Source organism: Pseudomonas sp. NFPP24 (assembly GCF_900112095.1).
GTDB lineage: Bacteria > Pseudomonadota > Gammaproteobacteria > Pseudomonadales > Pseudomonadaceae > Aquipseudomonas > Aquipseudomonas extremorientalis.
This window is the reverse complement of the sequence record NZ_FOKD01000012.1, coordinates 125,236-143,750: the sequence shown is the minus strand read 5'-3', so window position 1 is coordinate 143,750 and position 18,515 is coordinate 125,236. Positions and strand designations below refer to the sequence as shown.

The window sequence follows — 18,515 nt, the reverse complement described above, 5'->3', positions numbered from 1 at the left end:
GGTTACTGGTGTTTTACCAGCACCGGCTCGGCGCGGTATTGGTCGGGAAAGAGTTTCTTGAGCTGCGCCACCTTCGGAAGATCATTGATCACGATGTAGGGGTAGGACGGGTTCTCGGTGAGGAAGTCCTGATGATAGGACTCCGCCGGGTAGAACACCTTGCCCATCTCGATTTTAGTGACGATGGGTTTGTCGAAAGACTTGGCGGCGTCCAACTGGGCGATGTAGGCCTGGGCGACGTTTTGCTGTTCGGCGTTCTGCGCAAAGATCGCCGAACGGTACTGGGTGCCGGTGTCGGGGCCCTGGCGGTTGAGTTCGGTGGGGTTGTGGGCCACTGAGAAATAGATCTGCAGCAGTTTGCCGAAGCTGATTTTGCTCGGGTCGTAGGTGACGGAAACCGCTTCGGCGTGGCCGGTGTTGCCGTCGCTGACGGACTCATATTGCGCCGTGCTTGCAGCGCCGCCATCGTAGCCGGACACGGCGTTCTTCACGCCTTGCACATGCTGGAACACCCCTTGAACGCCCCAGAAACAGCCGCCGGCGAACACAGCGGTTTGCAGGTTGCCAGCTTCGGCGGGCAGGTCCAGGGCGGGCGGCGCGATCACCACGGCGTCGTCGGCGGCGGCGCCAAAGGAAAAGGCCGGGCTTTGACCGACGAACGCTGCGAAGGCCAGGACTGGCAGGTATTTGAATACATTCATGGCAGGCACTCCGGGTTAACCAAAGGTGAAGGCATACGCCGACACGTTGGGGTCAAGGAATTCAATGGTGAAGGTGCGGTCCTGCACGGCGCCCGGCTGACGCACCAGTTGGTACAAACGCTGTTCGGTGACGGTGCCGCTGCCATCCGGTGCGACGTCGGTGCCATGGGCACCGCCCGGGGCCTGGCCGTCGATCGTGACCTTGAAACGCACCGGCTTGCCGTCGGCGCCCGGGCCGAGCACCAGGTGCAGGTCGCGGGCGTGGAAGCGGTAGACGATGCGCCCACCGGCCTGGTCGAGAGTGGCTTGCTGGCCGCCGACGTTCCATTGGCCTTGCAGGGTCCACTGGTTGAGTGCCAGGGTGCCGGACTTGACGAAGTTTTCGGCGCGCTGCGAACCCAGGTAGGTTTCCGGCGACTGCACCTCGTTCATGTCCGGCGCTTGTTGCACGCCCTTGGCATCGGCTTCGATCAAGCCGCCCGCGACGTTCTTCGCGCCGGCTTCACGCAACAACTGCTGGATCACCCGCTCCGACTCGGCGTAGTCGCCTTCACCGAAGTGGTGGTAGCGAATCTGACCCTTGGCATCGGCGAAATAATGGGCCGGCCAATACTGGTTGTTGAACGCGCGCCAGATCTTGTAGTTGTTGTCGATGGCCACAGGGTAAGTGATGCCCAGGTCCTTCATGGCCTGGGTGACGTTGTTCACGTCGCGCTCAAAGGCGAACTCCGGCGCATGCACGCCGATCACCACCAGGCCCTGGTCGCGGTATTTCTCGGCCCAGGCCTTTACATACGGCAAGGTGCGCAGGCAGTTGATGCAGGAGTAGGTCCAGAAGTCCACCAACACCACCTTGCCCTTGAGTGCTTCGGTGGTCAGTGGCGGGCTGTTGAGCCACTGCACGGCACCGTCGAGGGGCGGCAGCGCGCCTTCGATCGGCAAGGTGTCGCTGTGATTGGCGGCCATCATCATCGCCCCGCCCGGCTGCGCCGGCTTGGCGCTCAGGCGATCCACCAGGCTTTGTTCCAGGCCACCGGTGGACGCGGTCGACAGCCGCGACAGCACGCCCATGTCGAGGCCCAGCGCAATCGCGGCCACACCGGCCAGCATCAACCCACCCAGGCCCCGGCGCAGCCATTCGCCGGCACCGAGAGACTTCTTCATGAAACCAAACACCTTACCGCCGACCAGCAACGCCAGCGCGAGGGAGGTGGCAGCACCGGCGGCGTAAGCCAGCAAGAGCAAGGTAGTACCGATGCTGGCGCCCTGCAGCGCCGCGCCGGTGAGCACCAGCCCCAGGATCGGCCCGGCGCACGGTGCCCAGAGCAGCCCGGTGGCCACGCCGATCAGGAACGACGCGCCCGGCCGCGGCCGGGCATCGGCCCCGGCGGCTTGCGACAAACGACTGCCGGCGGCCACCAGCGGGCGCGTCAGGCGGTCCGACAGTTGCGGCAACAACAACGTGAGTCCGAACAGGGCAACGCACAGCAACGCGAGCCAGCGCCCGAATTGATTGACCTGCACCACCCAACCGCCGCCCACCGCCGCCAGCGAGGCCACCAGGGCGAATGTCACCGCCATCCCCGCTAACAGCGGCAAGCCACTGCGCAAAAACGGCTGCCCGGTGCGAGCGAAGACAAAAGGCAGAACAGGCAGGATGCACGGACTGACGATTGTCAGCACGCCGCCCAGGTACGCGAGAACCAGAAGCCACATGGGATGGACCCTTATAAGAAAAAGACATTGGCTTACGCCGTCGCGAACGTCATGGCGACATCCAGGTCGCCACTGGCCAGGAGTATTTGTCGGCGTGAGTACATGGTGTTTTCCCTCTTTGAAGTAACGGGAATGTTGGGCTGTTTACCGTCGCGGAATCCTCACGCAGAGTTAAACAATTCGTGATAACTACACTGTTGCAAAAGCCGCACAATGCGCGAACTACAAGCGAAGGTTTCTCTTACATGGATCAGCCCAAACGTGTCCTGGTGGTCGAGGACGATGCCCATATCGCCGACCTGATCTGCCTGCACCTGCGTGATGAACAGTTCGACGTGGTGCACAGCGCCGATGGCAATGAAGGCCTGCGCCTGCTGGAGCAAGGCGGCTGGGATGCGCTGATCCTCGACCTGATGCTGCCTGGCGTGGATGGCCTGGAGATCTGCCGGCGCGCCCGTGCCATGACGCGCTACACCCCGATCATCATCACCAGTGCACGCTCCAGCGAACTGCACCGCATCCTCGGCCTGGAGCTGGGCGCGGATGATTACCTGGCCAAGCCGTTTTCCATGCCGGAACTGGTGGCCCGGGTGAAAGCGTTGCTGCGCCGGGTCGACGCCATGGCGCGCAACCTGAAGATGGACGCCGGCAGCCTCGACCTCGGCCAGTTGTTCATCAACCCGCTGACCCGTGACGCCACCCTGCAAGGCCAGCGCCTGGACCTTACCCCACGGGAGTTCGACCTGCTGTACTTCTTCGCGCGCCAACCGGGCAAAGTGTTCTCGCGCATGGACTTGCTCAACGCGGTATGGGGCTACAGCCACGAAGGCTATGAACACACGGTCAACACCCACATCAACCGCCTGCGGGCCAAGGTCGAAGCCGACCCGGCCAACCCGGCGCGCATCCTCACGGTGTGGGGCCGTGGCTACAAGTTTGCCGAGAGCCCGCCATGAAGCTCACCCTCACCCAGCGCCTGTCGCTGGTGTTCGCGGTACTGCTGTTGATCTGCAGCGGCACCTCGGCGTGGCTGCAGGTGCGTTCCAACCACATGCACGAGCTGGAGGTGGTGCAAGGCCTGTCCCGCGATCTCGCGGCGCACATCGCCCGCGACACCCAATTGATGGACGCCGACGGCCTCAAGCCCGACGCCGTGCGCAACCTGTTCAGCCAGTTGATGCTGGTCAACCCCAGCGTCGAGGTGTACCTGCTCGACATCGACGGCCGCGTGGTCGGCAACGCCGCACCCAGCGGCCACCTGTTGCGCGACAAGGTCGACCTGGCGCCCATCCGGCGCTTCCTCGCGGGCTTCATGCTGCCGATCCTCGGGGACGACCCGCGCAGTGTCGATGGGCGCAAGGTATTCAGCGCCGCGCCACTCACCGCCGGCGGGCAGCAGATCGGGTTCCTGTATGTGGTCCTGCTCGGTGAAGCCCACGATGCGTACGACGCCAAGGACGCCACCGGCATGGCCTTGAAGATCGCCCTGTGGTCCATCGGCCTGGTTGCCCTGCTCTGCCTGACGGCCGGCCTGATCGCGTTTGCCTGGATCACCCGACCGCTGCGTCAACTCACTGACAAGGTTGGCCAGTTCGACATCAATGGCGCGCCCAAACCGGCAGAATCCGTTGCAGTGCCACTCACCAGCGGCGATGAAATCGCCGTGCTGGATCACGCCTTCGCGCAAATGGAGAACCGCCTGGGCGAACAGTGGCGCGCCATCACCCACCAGGACCAGGAACGCCGGGAAATGGTCGCGAATATCTCCCATGACCTGCGCACACCGCTGGCCTCGTTGCACGGTTACCTGGAAACCCTGTCGCTCAAGGATGCCAGCCTCAGCCCTGAAGAGCGCCGCCGCTACCTCGGGATTGCTTTAGACCAGAGCCGCAAAGTCGGCGGCCTGGCCCAATCGCTGCTGGAACTGGTGCGCCTGGAGCATGGCTTTGTGCAGCCGGTGATCGAAGGTTTTTCATTGCCGGACCTGGTGCAGGACATCTTCCAGAAATTCGAACTGACTGCCGAGGCACGCGGCATCACGCTGACGGCCAGCCTGCCGCCGCAGGTGCCGACGGTGCAGGCAGACCTGGGGTTGATAGAACGGGTGCTGACCAACCTGCTGGACAATGCCCTGCGGCATACCCCGGTCAACGGCGAAATCGAGGTCATCCTGACGCCTCAAACCCATGCGGTAGCCGTCACCGTCAGCGACAGCGGCCCGGGCATCGACGCCGAATTACGCGAAGGCCTGTTCCTGCGCGCATTCACCATTGGCGGCGCCCGGCGCGACGGGGGGTTGGGCCTGCGAATCGTGCACCGCATCCTGCAACTGCACGGGCGCAGCATCAGCCTGGTGGACCGCCCTGGCCGAGGCGCAACCTTTACGTTTTCCCTGGAAACCCGAGCATCAGCGCGATGACCGGCCCCGGCACCAGCCTCATTGATGGCAGGAAAAACTCAAGCCAGCGCCCACCAGCGCGGCAACAACTGGCGTACCTGGCCTTCGCCGAAACGGTCATCGATCAGCATCACCACGCCACGGTCCTGCTGGCTACGGATCACCCGCCCCGCCGCCTGCACCACTTTCTGCAGGCCGGGATACAGGTAGGTGTAGTCGTAGCCAGCGCCGAAGATCGCGCCCATGCGCAGTTTCATCTGTTCATTGACCGGGTTCAGTTGCGGCAACCCGAGGGTGGCAATGAACGCACCGATCAAGCGTGCCCCCGGCAAGTCGATGCCCTCGCCAAATGCGCCGCCCAGCACGGCAAAGCCGATGCCCTGGCTGTGTTCGGTTAACTGGTCGAGGAACGCCTGGCGCTCGGCCTCGGCCATGCCGCGTGACTGCTGCCATAGCACGATCTGCGGATGTCGCTCGGCGAGCAACTGCGCAACCTGTTGCAGGTAATCAAAGCTTGAGAAAAACGCCAGGTAGTTGCCAGGTTGTTGCGTGTACTGGCGGGCAATCAGCTCGACGATTGGCTCCAGCGAGGCCTGGCGGTGCACAAAGCGCGTGGAGATTTCAGCGACGATGCGCACCTGCAACTGCTCGGCCTTGAACGGTGACTCCACATCGACCCACGCCGTATCCGCCGGCAAACCCAGCAAGTCGGCGTAGTAATGTCGGGGGCTCAGGGTCGCGGAAAACAGCACGCTGCTGCGGGCAGCCGTCAATCGCGGGCGGATGAATTCGGCGGGCACCACATTACGCAGGCACAGGGTGGAACTGCTGCGTTTGCCGCTGAGCTGGCGCTTGCTGATGTCGAAAATGAAGTGCTCGTTGAACAGCTCCGCCACCTTGGCAAATTGCAGCACATCGAAATAGAAGGCTTGCAGGTCGCCGCTGAGGGACTCGGGGTGCTCGTTGAAGTATTCGCCCATGGCGCTGGCGCACAGGCTCAGGGCCTGCAACAGTTTGTCCGGGCGGGCGGCGTAGGCCTGGTACGGCGCAAGCTGGTCCTTGTGCAGCGCGTTCCACTCACGGTTGAGGCGCTGCAAGGGTTTCTTCAACGGTTCCGGGGCGCTGTCGCGCAGGGTCTTGAGGTGGTACTGGTCGAGGCTGGCGCTGTACATCGAACGCGCCCGTTCGACCAGGTTGTGAGCCTCGTCCACCAGCACCGCTACACGCCATTGGTTGAGCTGGGCCAGGCCGAACAGCATGGCGCCAAAGTCGAAGTAGTAGTTGTAGTCAGCGACCACCAGGTCAGCCCAGCGCGCCATTTCCTGGCTCAGGTAATACGGGCAGACCTGATGCGCCAGGGCCACGTCACGCAGGTTGCGCTGGTCGAGCAGGCGCACCTTGGACGCGGCGATGCGCGCGGCGGGCAAGCGGTCGTAGAAGCCCTTGGCCAATGGGCAGGAGTCGCCATGACAGGCTTTGTCCAGGTGCTCGCAGGCTTTGTCCCGCGCCACCAGTTCCAGCACACGCAACGGCAAGCCGGGGCTGCTGGCATACAGCACTTGGGCGGCGTCCAGGGCGAGTTTGCGGCCGGGAGTCTTGGCGGTGAGGAAGAACAACGTGTCCAATTGCTGGGGCGCCAGGGCCTTGAGCAACGGGAAAATCGTGCCGATGGTCTTGCCGATGCCGGTCGGTGCCTGGGCCATCAGGCAGCGGCCGGTGCTGACTGCCTTGTACACCGACTCGGCCAGTGAGCGCTGGCCAGGGCGAAAATCCGCATGGGGGAACGCCAGGGTCTGCGCGGCGCCGTTGCGCGCTGCGCGGTGTTGCATTTCCTGCTCGGCCCAGCCGAGGAACAGCGCGCATTGCTGGTTGAAGAACGGCTCCAGTTCACTGGCTTGAAAGCGCTGGTTGAGCAAGGTCTCGCCCTCACCGACGATATCGAAGTACACCAGCGCCAGGTCGATTTGCGCGAGCCCGAGTTTGCGGCACATCAACCAGCCATACACCTTGACCTGGGCCCAGTGCAATTGCCGATGGTTGGCGGGCTGGGCATCGAGGTCACCGCGATAGGTCTTCACTTCTTCAAGGCGGTTGGCATCCGGGTCATAGCCGTCCGCCCTGCCCCGCACCGTGAGTTGCTGGTATTGCCCCTCCAGCGCCACTTCATTCTGGTAGTGCTGGCTGCGCCGCGACGCTACGGTACGGTGGCCGGCGATGCCTTCCTGGGCGCTCGGCGACGGCGTGAAGCGCAGGTCGAGGTCACCGACCTTGGCCGTGAACTCGCACAGCGCCCGCACCGCGACGGTGTAGCTCAAGCGGATTGTGCCCAGCGCACATAGCAGACCGTCACCGGCATCTGGTACTCGCCGCAGAACTCCAGCCAGCGCAGCTGGTTGTCTTGCAGGCGATCGCCGGGGCCTTTCACCTCGATCATGCGGTAGGTCTTTTGCGCGGGCCAGAACTGGATCAGGTCGGGCATGCCGGCGCGATTGGCGCGGATGTCCAGCAGCAGCCGCTCGAACCAGTAGCGCAGGTGCTCGGCGGGCAAACAGGCCAGGGCCTGCTCCAGCAGCTCTTCGCTGAGCAGGTTCCAGAACACGAAGGGCGACTGGATGCCCCATTTGTCGCGGTAGCGTTGGCGGATAGTGGTTTTGTAGCGCTCGTCCTGCAGTTGCTCGAAACACGCGGCGAACAGCGGCGCACGGCGCTGGTGAAAATCCGCGCTGTGCAGGTCGGCGGGGCCGCGCTGGAACGGGTGGAAAAACGAACCCGGCAACGGCGCAAAAATCACGTCCCAGCACAGCAGGCCGAACAACGAATTGATCAGGCCGTTTTCCACATAATGTACCGGCCCATCCGGCTCGCTGAGGTGCGCCTGCACGCAGTACTCCACCGACATCAAGGATTCCGGCGGAGTGAGGGCCAGGTCCAGGCGCGTGACCGGCCGTGGCTTGACCTTGGGCAACGCCGGCTCGCCCAGTTTGCGGCGCAGGCGTGGGATGACACGCAGCAAGTGCTGCTGTTCGGCGGCGCTTTCCGGGGCCTGTTGGGCCGTGTTCGCCAGGGCCATGGCCTGGGCGTAGTCCTCCTGGCGCTCCAGCACGCGGATCAACCGTGAGCGGGCACCGGGGTAGGTGCAGCTCCGGTAAATCCGCTCCGCCACGGCCAGCTCGGCAGTGCGTTCGCAATATTGACCAATCTGGAACAACAGCTTGGCGCGGCGTTTTTCCAGCCAGGGGTTATCGGTGTCCAGCGTGGCGATCCCGGCCAGTACATCTTCCAGCGGCTCACCGGCCTCGAAGGCCTGCTGGCAGTGGTGCAGGAACAGATACCCCTGCACATCGTCACGATGGCGCAAACCACGGGATTCGGCGCAGAACTCGACCTTTTCATAGGTGTAGATGCCCAGGTCAGCCAATACAAACTCGGACCAGTCCTGATGCAGGTTGCCGAAGAACATCAGGCGCAGACGGTCGCACAGCTCCATCACCGTGAGGCTGAACAACCTGTCGGCCAGCTCGGGGCACCAGGTGGCAAAGCTGCGGCTGTCCATGAATTGCGCCGACAGCCCTTCCAGCCAATCGGTTTTCTTGCCTTTGGGCTGGTCTATCCACGGCTTGAACGCGGCCAGGATTTCAGCTTTTTGCAGCACGGCGAACAGCTCTTCAAAGGCCAGTAGGTACTGATCGTCCACCCAACCCAGTTCCATCAGCGGCCCGGCAGCCGCATGGGGGCAACCAATCTCCAGGTAATTGAGCTTGCGGGCCCGAAAATGCACGCCCTTGCGCATCACCATACGCACCAAAAGCGCCTGGGACGCCTGCGGCAACCTGTCAAATTGCTGAATAAAAAGCTGTTCGTCCGGGTCCAGCAAATCGGCATAGCGCTGTGCCAGCCACAGCAGCACTCGGCGGAAGTTATGCAGGTAATACAGGGGATCGTCGAGAGGGTTGGTCATTTCACGCGCTGATCGAATACTGGTTATGCATACAGAGTGCCGTCCCAAATGCCCTGTTGCAATCGGTAATAGATAAATGGCACCTGCAACTTTTCTTATAAAAGTGATCAGATGGGAGAATCGATGGCGTAACATTTGTCGCCCGTCGCCTCTGGCGCGGGACTTTTCAAGGTCAAGGTAAGGGTTATGAACATGAAGAATCTGGGGCTGCCGCTGGTTGCACTCACTTTTCTGGTACTGGCCGGTTGCGCAACGCAAACCGTAGTGACGCTGCAAAATGGCACGCAGTATTTGACCAAGGACACCCCCAACGCAAAGACCGCCGACGGTTTCTACGAATTTACCGATATCGCCGGCAAGCGCATCCGAGTCAAAGCCGCCGATGTCGCGACGGTTATCAAAGAAAAATAACAATGAAAAGCCCCGCAGTGCGGGGCTTTTTTTGCATTATCGCTCGGTTAATAGCGGTAATACGGGTGGTAGTAGGGATGGTAATAGTACGAGTGGTAGTACGGGTGATAGCAGCACGGGCCAGGATACGCCGGGTACACCGCACACCCAGCCAACCCCAGCAGTACCAGGGCGCACAGCAACAATCGCAATCGGGACATGCTCGGTTCCTCCCACGTCATCACGCGAAACGGCTCGCTTGATCGTTAAACGCAGGCACACCGAGCGATCCGTCGCGACAACCAGGTAGATATTTATTTACCGAAGGATTTCCACGCCGCTGCGTTTAGCCTTATTCAACCGATACTCACACCGTCCGCCCATAGGCCGCCTTGCCCGATGCCGACCAAGGTCACTGAGTCGGCGCCAAAGGTGAGCACCGTATCCGCGCCGACCACTTTTGCATGGTCACGCAAGTCGGTGCTGCCTTCCACATCCTTGAACACCAACTTGTCCGTGGGTTGATAGCCGATCACCCGATCGTTACCGAAGTGGCCGCTGAACAGGAAGGTGTTGTGCCCACTGTTGTCGCGAATGGTGTCATTACCCTTGCCCCCCTCGATAAAGTCCACGCCCTTGCCGCCCTGGATCAGGTCATTGCCGTCGCTGCCGATGATGAAGGTATCGCCTTTGTGCGGCTCGGCATTGCGGTTGAGGTCCTGCACCCAGGTGTTAGCCCGTGCCGGGTCGGACAGGTTGGCCACAATCACCGTGGAATCGCGGGTCATCTGCTCGTAGAAGCCCGACTCCAGGATGCGCGTCATGCCATCGCCATAGCCGGTGGGCAGGTGCGAGATCCAGGTCGGCAGGTTGACGATGGAAAACGGCATCACATTCCACAGCGTCGACGCATAGTGGTCGTTGAAGCTGACGATGTTGTCGGTAGTCGACGCATGGGGGGTGTCGTGCACGCCCAGGGACGACAGGTTGAAGGACGAACCATCCAGGGCCCGGAACACCGGGTCGTTTTCGTAGCCGATATTGAGCACCTTGTCGCCGGCACTCTGGGTCGGCGAGGCATAGGCCACGTAGTTGGCGTCCTTGTAGAAGCCGGACCATTTGCTGTTGCTCAGGTCTGCCATGCTGTTGACCGCCAACCCACCCAGGCTATGCCCACTGACCACCACGTCCTTGCCGCTCAGGCCATGGGCGCTGGCGTAGTCGGCGACATTTTTGAGCAAACCGCCAAAGGCTTCGCCGGCGTAGTTCTTCGCGTAGTCCTTGGGCCCCAGGGCCGCGAGCAAGTCGCTGACCAGATCGCCGATAGAATCGCTGACCAGGGTTTCCCGTGGTCCGGAGGTGCCGCGAAAGCCAATGCCGATTTCCAGCAGCTTGCCGGCATCATCGTACTTGCCCAGCACCTCGACCTGGGCCGTGGTGTAGCCGGCCTTCTCGCCGAAGAATGTACCTCGCGCATCGACCTTGCCGCCGTAGCCCAAGGCACTGGCGCTGATCGGCGTCCATCCGGCCTTGTGCACCGCGTCCAGGGCGGCTTTTTCCGAATCCGGGTTCCACGGGATGCCGGGGATCACGCCCTGGGAATCGGTGCTGCCGAGCAATGCGCCGACCAGCGTGGCGGGCAGGCCAAGCCCCAGGCCATTGTGCTGGTACCCCACGGCAAAGCCGTTATCCAGGTTGTGATAGGTGTACAACGTGATCGCCATTGCATCGGCGAACAACGCCTTGGAACCCTCGGCACCGAGGTTTTTATAGTCAAAGATCCCCATGGGGTGTGCCTCTCTTTTGTTGGAGTTGTCGAGAAAGCCAAACCTGCGGGTGCCGGTGTGCCGGCACCCGCAAAGGTCGCTGAACCCTCAGAACGCCCAGTCCAGGCTCAAGCCCACGCCATGGACTTTTTCCTTGCTGGCCAGCAGGCCGTTGTAGTCAAAGTTCACTCGCGCCTGCTTGCTTAACGCCAGGCTCACCCGCGCCCCGACCAGCGCCGCATCACACACCATCGGCGCACTTTCCACCGCAAACGACGGGCCGCCCGAGGCAAACGCCAGGTGCTGTTCAGAGTCATTGCTGCTGAGGTTGTGCTGCCAGCCCAGGGTGCCGGACACCTCCAGTTGCTGGTGGTCATTCACGGTGAAGGTTTTCAAGGCACGCATACCCAGGGTGCTCAGCACCAGGTCGCGGCTGTCGTCGCGACTTTTGAGTGCAGCAGCGTCGCCTTTTTCGGTCACGCCATCGCTGTCCAGGTGCACGTAGGCCAGGTTGGCGAACGGTTCCAGGGCCAGCGGTTGCAGATTGACCCGGTAGGCCGCTTCGGTGAACACCTGGGTGCTGCGTGCATCAACCTTGGCTTTCTGTTTGCCTGAAACATCGCCGTATTGCAGGTCACGTTTCACGTCTGCGCGGTGCCAGCTGTAGGTGGCGCCGCCGCTCAGGCGCCAGGCGCCGATCTCATGCCCGGCGTACGCACCGAAGTGATAGCTGTCGACCGAAGCACGGGAATGGGTACCGCTGCCCATGTTGAGTGACGTGTCGCTGTAACCGGCGACCAGACCGATGCGCGTGGACTCGTCGAGCGCACCGTCCACCCCCGCGAGCATGCCGCCGACGGACGTGGTGTAGCCGGCCGTATCGCTGCGACTGTCGGTCTTGCCCCAGGCGCCCAGGGCCTTCACCCACACGTTGCCACGGCTGTCGAGCGTCTCGCTGGGTGCGCCCATCTCGCCATTGCGCAGGCGCTCGCCCACGGCTTCACGCACGTAGCGGCTGTCGTTGACCAAGGCCGTTTCCAATGCCGGGTAGATTTCCCCAGACAGCTGCTGGAAAGCCCCTTGCGCCGATGCCGCGTTCGGCGCCGACAGCAGGCTTTCATACACGGCGTTGCCCGCGCCCAGTTGCTCAGCGGCGCTGGCCACGGCGCGCTGGTTGTCCGTGGCGCCCACGCTGGCAAAACTGTTGGCGTTACGCGCCACGTCCAGTTGCACGCCGTTGGCCGCGTAATTCAGGTTGCCGCCAAGGAACAGGTAGTTGGGCAGCACCGCGCCAAAGCTGCCGGTAATGCCGCCGGCGGCTTGCAGGATGTTGTACTGGCGCCCGATCAGGCTTTGCGCCTGGGCACCGCTGAGCAGTGTCGGGCTGTTTTCCAGCGCGAGGGTCACCGTGCCGCCGTTCAAGGTGGCAGTGCCTCCCGCCACAATGCGATCGCTGTTGGTGGGCGACAGCTCCACGGCATAGGTCGACCCGGGCTCAAAGGTGACGTCCCCGGCCACGTTCAGCGTGCCGATGGAATTGCCCGGCGCTACGGTGCCGCCGTTTTTCGCCAACAACGAACCGATGCGCCCGCTCCCCCCAACCACCCCACTCTGGCTGACGGTGACGTTCGAAATGACTGAGCCGTTGATGGCCAGCAGGCCCTGGTTGACCAGCGTCGGGCCGCTGTAAGTGCTGTAGCCGGTGAGCACCAAGGTGCCGATACCTTGTTTGGTCAAGCCGCCGTGTCCGGCGATGTCATTGCTCCACACGTCCAGCCCGCAATGCACATCGTTGCACAGCCGCTGTGTCGGTTTGCCGGCATCGACCACCGCGCCCACGCCCGGCAGATCCGCGACAAACTGACCGCTGCCATAGGCGCCGTCGATGCGGAACTCGGCGGGGATGTCCTCGGCCGTGACAAACATGCCTGGGCCATTGATCGCCTTGCCCAGATTGATCATGCCCCAGCCATACAGCGAGTCGATGCCCGGTGCGCCGAGGTCGGTGGCGGTGGTCTTGAGCAGCGTCGAGATCTGGTCGCCGCTCATGTACGCAAAACGCTGCATCAGCACGGCCGCGCTGCCGGCCACGTGAGGCGCGGCCATGGAGGTGCCGTTGAAGTTGGCATAGTCGGTGGTGAGGTTGTCCAGATTGGTGCCATTGATGACGGAGCTGTAGATCCTGGTACCGGGGGCCGACACGCAGAAGCTCGCCGCGTAGCCGCAACGCGAGGAGAACGTACTGATCACATACGGGTCGGCGCTCGCAGTGTCCGGGTTCTGCTGCAAGGCCGCGACGGACAGCCAGTTGGGCGCAATCTCGGGCACAAAGTACGCCAGCCCGGAAATCGCATCCGGGTTGTTGCGGTTGTAGTCGTTGCCGGCGGCGAAGATCGTCAGTACGCCGCTGCGGGCCGCGTCGATGGCGCCCTGGTAGGCGCCCCCGGCGATCGTACCGAGGATCGGCCGGATGTTATTGAACTGCGCCTGCGCTTCATTGACCGTGAAATTCGGGAACGCCGGGTCGCGTCCGCCCTGGGCGTATTGGTCGCCGATGCCGATGCCCCAACTGTTGTTGATGATCCGTGCGCCACTGGCGACCAATGCGTCCCAGCCGGCCTTGTACACCGCGCCATCGTTGCCAAGGATGATGCCGTCTTCCGGGCCTGGGTCGCCGTTCTCGGCGCTGATGATTTGCGCATCGAAGGCCACGCCATGCATCGGCCCGCCATCGCGATTGCCTGCGGCGATACCGCCGACATGGGTGCCGTGGTTGCCCAGCTTGCCGTTGGAGCCCAGCGACGGCGTGCCGTCATAACGAAACGCATCGCCGGCCTTCACCGGGATATACGGGTCGGTGTACTGGCGTATGCCTTCAGTGACAATCGTCACGACTTTGCCGGGGCTGGCGAACTCCGGATGCTGGGCGTACACCGGCTGGTCGAAGATCCCCAGCTTGACCCCCTTGCCGGTATAGCCCGCGGCATACGCGGCGTCGGCATGCACGGCGCCCAGGCCCCAGTCGGCCTTGAATTCAGTGCTGCGCCAGCTGGCGGCGTCACCCAGCTTGCCGGTTTCCACATAGGGTGCGGCCTGGGCGGTTCCCAGGCTTGCCAGGCAGCACAGCAAGGCACCGTATGGCGCGCTGCGGGTCGCGCTGAGCGGGTAGCCCAAGGCGGTGTGGATGGCGGTTGTTAACCCTGACTTGCTTTTGTTCACGCTGACCTTCCTTAGTTTTCTTATTGAACGTGTGTAAGTCGCTTCAGAACTGCCAGTTGAGGCTCAGCCCCACCCCCTGGGTTTTCTCACGTCCACCCAATTGGCCGTTGTAATCAAGGTTGACCCGCATGGCGGGGCTCAACGCCAGGCTGGCCTGCACGCCGACCAGCGCGGCGTCCCGCAGCAACGGCGAACTGCCCACGGCAAATGACGGTCCACCGGCGACAAACGCCAGGTGCTCTGCGGATTCGACGGCGGTGAGGCTGTGTTGCCAGCCCAGCGAAGCGGAAAGCTGCAGTGGCTGGTGATCGTTCAGGGCAATGGTTTTCAACGCACGCACGCCAAGGGTGCCGAGCACGGCGTCCCGGCGATCACTGCCACGCTCAAGCGCGGCGGCGTCGCCTTTTTCGTGGAAGCGGTCACTGTCCAGGTGCACATAGGCCAGGTTGGCGAACGGCTCCAGCGCCAAGGGTTGCAGGTTGATCCGGTAGGCGGCTTCGGAGAACAGTTGCGCCGTGCGCGCCTCCAGTTTGGTTTTCTGCTTGCCGCTGACGGCGCCGTAGTGCAGGTCGCGCTTCACGTCACCGCGATGCCAGCTGTAGGCGCCACCGGCACTGATGCGCCAATCACCCAGCTCGCGCCCGACATACGCGCCGAGGTGATAGCTGTCGATGGACGCCGAGGCATGCGTGCCGCTGCCCATATTCAAGGAGCTGTCGCTGTAACCGGCGACCAGGCCCACGCGCGTCTGCTCGTCCAGCGCACCATCGACCCCGCCCAGCAGGCCACCGAGGGACGTGGTGGAACCCGCCGTTTCGCTGCGGCTGTCGCGCTTGCCCCAGGCACCGAGTGCCTTGAGCCACAGGTTGCTTTCAGCAGTGACCGGCACGTGGCGCAAGCGCTCGCCCACGGCGTCGCGCACTTGCAGGCTGTCGTTGATCACCATGGCGCCGATGGCCGGGTAGATTTCACCGGACAGTTGCTGCAAGCCTTGTTGCGCCACCTCGACGGAATCGGACTGCAGAATGCTTTCATACACCGGGTTGCCCGCGCCCAGTTGCTCGGCGGCGATCGCCACATTGCGTTGGTTGCGGGTCGCCGCGACGCTGGCAAACGTGGCGGCGCTGCGGACCACGTCCAATTGCACGCCATTGGCGGCGTAACCCAGGGTGCCACCGAGGAACAGGTAGCCGGGCAACACCTGGCCAAATCGGCCCTGGATGCCACCCGCCGCCTGCAGGATGCTGTACTGGCGGCCGATCAGGCTTTGCGCCTGTGCGCCGCTGAGCAAGGTCGGGCTGTTTTCCAACGCCAGGCTGACGTTGCCGCCGCCCAGGATCGCCTTGCCCCCGGCGACGATACGGTCGCTACTGGTGGGCGTGAGCTCCACCGCATAGGTGGAACCCGCGCCCAGATTCACGTCACCCGCCACCTGCAAGGTGCCCACCGAATTGCCCGGCGCCACTCGTCCACCCGTGTTGACCGACAGCGCGCCGATCCGTCCGGAACCGCCCAATGTACCGCGGTCATTGACGGTCACCGCAGACGTCAGTGAACCGTTGACCGCCAGCAGCCCGCCGTTGACGGTGGTCGCACCGCGATAGGTGCTGTCGCCGTCGAGTACCAGCGTGCCTGCGCCGGACTTGATCAGGCTGCCTTCATAAATCCGTGTCGCGGCCGCCTGGTCGCGTGCTGTGCCGACCGCGTAATCGGTCTGGTCCTGCTGGCTGGCAGCGGCGCCCACACCGTTTTGCCAGCCCTTGTCGATCAGGGTCTGCTGCCAGGCGCTGTGCTCGGCGGCGTCTTGCGCCTGGCGCTGGAGCAGGGCCTGGTCGGAAATGCCATTGCTCCAGACATCGCCCTGCCCGGCCGCCAGGCTGACGTTCATCGGCCCGAGTAACTGCCCCGGACCGTGCATCGCCCGTCCCAGGTCCGGTACGCCCCAACCCACCGTGGTGTTGGGCGCCTGGGTAATCGAACCATCGAGCTGCGTGGCGGCGGTCAGCAGCACTTGCAATGCCTGTTCGTTGGTCATGTAGGGATAACGCTCCATCACCAATGCCAACGCACCCGTGGCATGCGGTGCCGACATCGAGGTGCCGGACTTCACGCCGTAGCCACCGCCGGGAACGGTACTGTTGATCAGCGCGCCAGGCGTAGAAATGCACCAGTACTGGGCGATGCCGCATTTGTTGTATTTCTGGCTATTGGCTTTATCCAGCCCCGATACCGCCAGCCAGTGCCCCTCCAGTTCCGGCTGGAAATACGGCAACGCCGAGCGCACGCTGGCATTCGCGTAACCACTGTTGCCGGCACTGAACACGTTGATGACACCGGCCTTGGCTACGTCCGCCGCCGCATCCAGCCAGGTGCCCTGGTTGTAATGCTGGGCGTAGGCGGCGTGCAGATCACCCAGGGTCTGGTAGCTGACATCCTTGGGTTGGCTGCCCCAACTGTTGTTGATGGCGCGCACGCCGGAATCCACCAGGGCGCTGTACACCGCCTTGAAGTACTTGGGGTCCGGGGTCGGACCAAACAGAAAGCTGTCGTTGGCGTTGGTGTTGCCCACGAAGATATGCGCGTTATAGGCCACGCCGTGCATGCCGACGCCATCACGGGCCGCGCCCATGGTTCCGGTGACATGGGTGCCGTGGGAGTCATTGTTGGGGTTGAGCGCGCCGCTGGTGCCGAAGGGGCTGCCATCGACGTAACTGCCATTGGCGGTGACGGCGTGATAGCGATCCTTGGCGGCTTCCGGGTGGTCGGGATCGAAACCTGAGTCCAGCGCACCAATCTTCACCCCGTTACCCGTGATACCAGCGGCGTAAGCTTCATCCGCCTTCATGCGGCCCAGCCCCCAGTCGCTCTGGAATTCGGCGGAACGCCAACTGGCAGCGTTCCCCGGTTGACCGGCCTCGGTATAGGCCGCCTGCGCCGCAACGGACACCAGCAGCAAGGAACCGGCGGCAAGCGGTTTGAAACGGTGTGAGTCGCAGAGCATTGAAACCCTCCTTTTTGTTGTTATGGCGGCTTATTTCATCGGGCCGAACGCTTCATCCACTTTGGCCAGATCGGTATCGCGCAGGTTGCCCGCGTAGTAGTGCAACTTGGTCCAGGCCATCAGGTAGTCATACCGCGCCTGGGCCAGGTCGCGCCGGGTGCTGTAGAGCTGCTGCTCGGCGTTCAGCGCGTCGAGGTTGACCCGCTCGCCGCCAAGGATGCTCTGCCTGGTCGACACCACCAGTGCTTCGGCCGACGCCAGGGCCTTCTGATACGCGCGCAATTTGCTCACCCCCGACAGGCAGGCGCTGAACTGCCGGCGCAGTTCGATCAGGGTTTCCCGGGTCTTGCCCTCAAGCTCGTACTCGGCCTGCTCCATGGCGCGGCTGGCCTGGCGGGTGGACGCCGAGATGCCGCCACCGGCATACAGCGGCAGGCTGACCTCGACGCCAATGGTGTTGGTGTCGTAGCGCTGGTTGTAAGTGTTACCGCTGTCGGATTCCTGCTGGCGCGAACTGGCATACGCCGTGACCTTGGGCAGATGCCCGGCACGGTTGCGCTCCACTTCATAACGCGCCACTTCCAGGGCCTGGCGCTGGGAGGCCAGCGTGGGGTTGTTGCTGAGAGCCAGCTCATGCCAGGTGTCGTAGTTGGCCGGGGTCAGGGTGAACGCGGCAAAACCCTGGTTCAGTGGCGCCAGGTCGTGGATGTCGACGCTCTGTACACCGATCAAGGCGCCCAGCTCGCGCAAGGACGCGTCCTGTTCATCCAGCGCCTGGATCTCTTCGGCGGTGGCCAGTTCGTAGCGCGATTCGGCTTCCAGAATGTCCGTGCGAGTGCCCTCGCCCTGTTGGAACAAGTGCCGGTTCTGCTGGAACTGTTGCTCGAAGGCCTTCTTCTTGGCGCGGGCGATGTCGATCTGGTCCTGGGCGAACAAGGCCTGGGTGTAGTAGGTCAGCACCCGCACCAGCAACGCCTGGCTCTTGTCACGAAAGCTTTCATCGGCAAACAGCGCCTGGGCCACGCCCTTGCGGTAGTTGGCGTAGGCCTCGTAGTCGAACAGCGGCTGTTGCAGGCTGAAGGTGGAGCCGTAGCTGTTGTAGTTACGGTCGTCGTGATAATTGCCACCGCGCCCGTCCGGCAAGGTGGCCTGGGAGTTGTTACGGCCCTTGTTGTAGTTGTACGACAGCCTGGGCAGTAGCCCGGCGCGGCCGATGGTGCGGTTTTCCAGGCCGGCGTCGCGCTCCTTGATCGCACCGAGAAACACCGGATCGTTACGCAGGGCCTGCTCGTACACATCGAACGGGCCCATGGCCGCCTGGGCACTGGCGCAGGTCAACAGCAAGGCAATAAACACGGGTTTCATG

The 18,515-nt window shown here is 63.2% G+C and carries 12 protein-coding genes; 3 read left to right on the top strand and 9 right to left on the bottom strand.

The window, feature by feature from the left end; translation table 11 throughout:
- Window positions 1–2: 2 nt before the first annotated feature.
- Together msrA and BM026_RS23600 are read right to left on the bottom strand one after the other, a co-directional pair.
- Window positions 3–701 (bottom strand): peptide-methionine (S)-S-oxide reductase MsrA, encoded by a 699-nt coding sequence (gene msrA / locus BM026_RS23605; RefSeq protein ID WP_093530276.1) that lies wholly within the window; start codon window positions 699–701, stop codon window positions 3–5.
- Between the two features lie 15 nt (window positions 702–716).
- A complete protein-coding gene (locus tag BM026_RS23600; protein WP_093530274.1) occupies window positions 717–2,417 on the bottom strand; it encodes a cytochrome c biogenesis protein DipZ in 1,701 nt (566 codons plus the stop codon).
- A gap of 245 nt (window positions 2,418–2,662) precedes the next feature.
- Here BM026_RS23600 and BM026_RS23595 point away from each other — a divergent pair, with 245 nt between their 5' ends.
- Both BM026_RS23595 and BM026_RS23590 read left to right on the top strand, forming a co-directional pair.
- Window positions 2,663–3,373 (top strand): response regulator transcription factor, encoded by a 711-nt coding sequence (locus BM026_RS23595; RefSeq protein WP_071488349.1) that lies wholly within the window; start codon window positions 2,663–2,665, stop codon window positions 3,371–3,373.
- The gene (locus tag BM026_RS23590) at window positions 3,370–4,836 is read left to right on the top strand and encodes a sensor histidine kinase (protein ID WP_093530272.1); all 1,467 of its coding nucleotides are present in this window, start codon (window positions 3,370–3,372) and stop codon (window positions 4,834–4,836) included. The genes BM026_RS23595 and BM026_RS23590 overlap by 4 nt, the downstream gene beginning before the upstream one ends.
- A 38-nt stretch (window positions 4,837–4,874) precedes the next feature.
- Here BM026_RS23590 and BM026_RS23585 read toward each other — a convergent pair whose 3' ends face one another.
- Entirely contained in the window at window positions 4,875–7,130 is a 2,256-nt protein-coding gene (locus tag BM026_RS23585; protein WP_093513226.1) for an ATP-dependent DNA helicase, read from the bottom strand.
- The gene (locus tag BM026_RS23580; protein ID WP_093530270.1) at window positions 7,127–8,773 is read right to left on the bottom strand and encodes a VRR-NUC domain-containing protein; all 1,647 of its coding nucleotides are present in this window, start codon (window positions 8,771–8,773) and stop codon (window positions 7,127–7,129) included. The genes BM026_RS23585 and BM026_RS23580 overlap by 4 nt, the downstream gene beginning before the upstream one ends.
- Window positions 8,774–8,959: 186 nt before the next feature.
- Here BM026_RS23580 and BM026_RS23575 point away from each other — a divergent pair, with 186 nt between their 5' ends.
- Window positions 8,960–9,184 carry a YgdI/YgdR family lipoprotein gene (locus BM026_RS23575; protein WP_071488353.1) on the top strand — a complete coding sequence of 75 codons (225 nt, stop codon included), beginning with the start codon at window positions 8,960–8,962 and terminating at the stop codon, window positions 9,182–9,184.
- Between the two features lie 47 nt (window positions 9,185–9,231).
- Here BM026_RS23575 and BM026_RS29235 read toward each other — a convergent pair whose 3' ends face one another.
- The 5 genes from BM026_RS29235 to BM026_RS23555 form a co-directional block, all read right to left on the bottom strand.
- Window positions 9,232–9,384 carry a hypothetical protein gene (locus tag BM026_RS29235; RefSeq protein ID WP_175507967.1) on the bottom strand — a complete coding sequence of 51 codons (153 nt, stop codon included), beginning with the start codon at window positions 9,382–9,384 and terminating at the stop codon, window positions 9,232–9,234.
- A 135-nt stretch (window positions 9,385–9,519) separates the two neighbouring features.
- The gene (locus BM026_RS23570) at window positions 9,520–10,950 is read right to left on the bottom strand and encodes a polyurethane esterase (protein WP_093530268.1); all 1,431 of its coding nucleotides are present in this window, start codon (window positions 10,948–10,950) and stop codon (window positions 9,520–9,522) included.
- An 87-nt stretch (window positions 10,951–11,037) separates the two neighbouring features.
- The gene (locus BM026_RS23565; protein WP_093530266.1) at window positions 11,038–14,148 is read right to left on the bottom strand and encodes an autotransporter serine protease; all 3,111 of its coding nucleotides are present in this window, start codon (window positions 14,146–14,148) and stop codon (window positions 11,038–11,040) included.
- Between the two features lie 43 nt (window positions 14,149–14,191).
- Entirely contained in the window at window positions 14,192–17,149 is a 2,958-nt protein-coding gene (locus tag BM026_RS23560) for an autotransporter serine peptidase EprS (protein ID WP_093530264.1), read from the bottom strand.
- A 30-nt stretch (window positions 17,150–17,179) separates the two neighbouring features.
- Window positions 17,180–18,514 carry a TolC family outer membrane protein gene (locus BM026_RS23555; protein ID WP_092243444.1) on the bottom strand — a complete coding sequence of 445 codons (1,335 nt, stop codon included), beginning with the start codon at window positions 18,512–18,514 and terminating at the stop codon, window positions 17,180–17,182.
- Window position 18,515 lies beyond the last annotated feature (1 nt).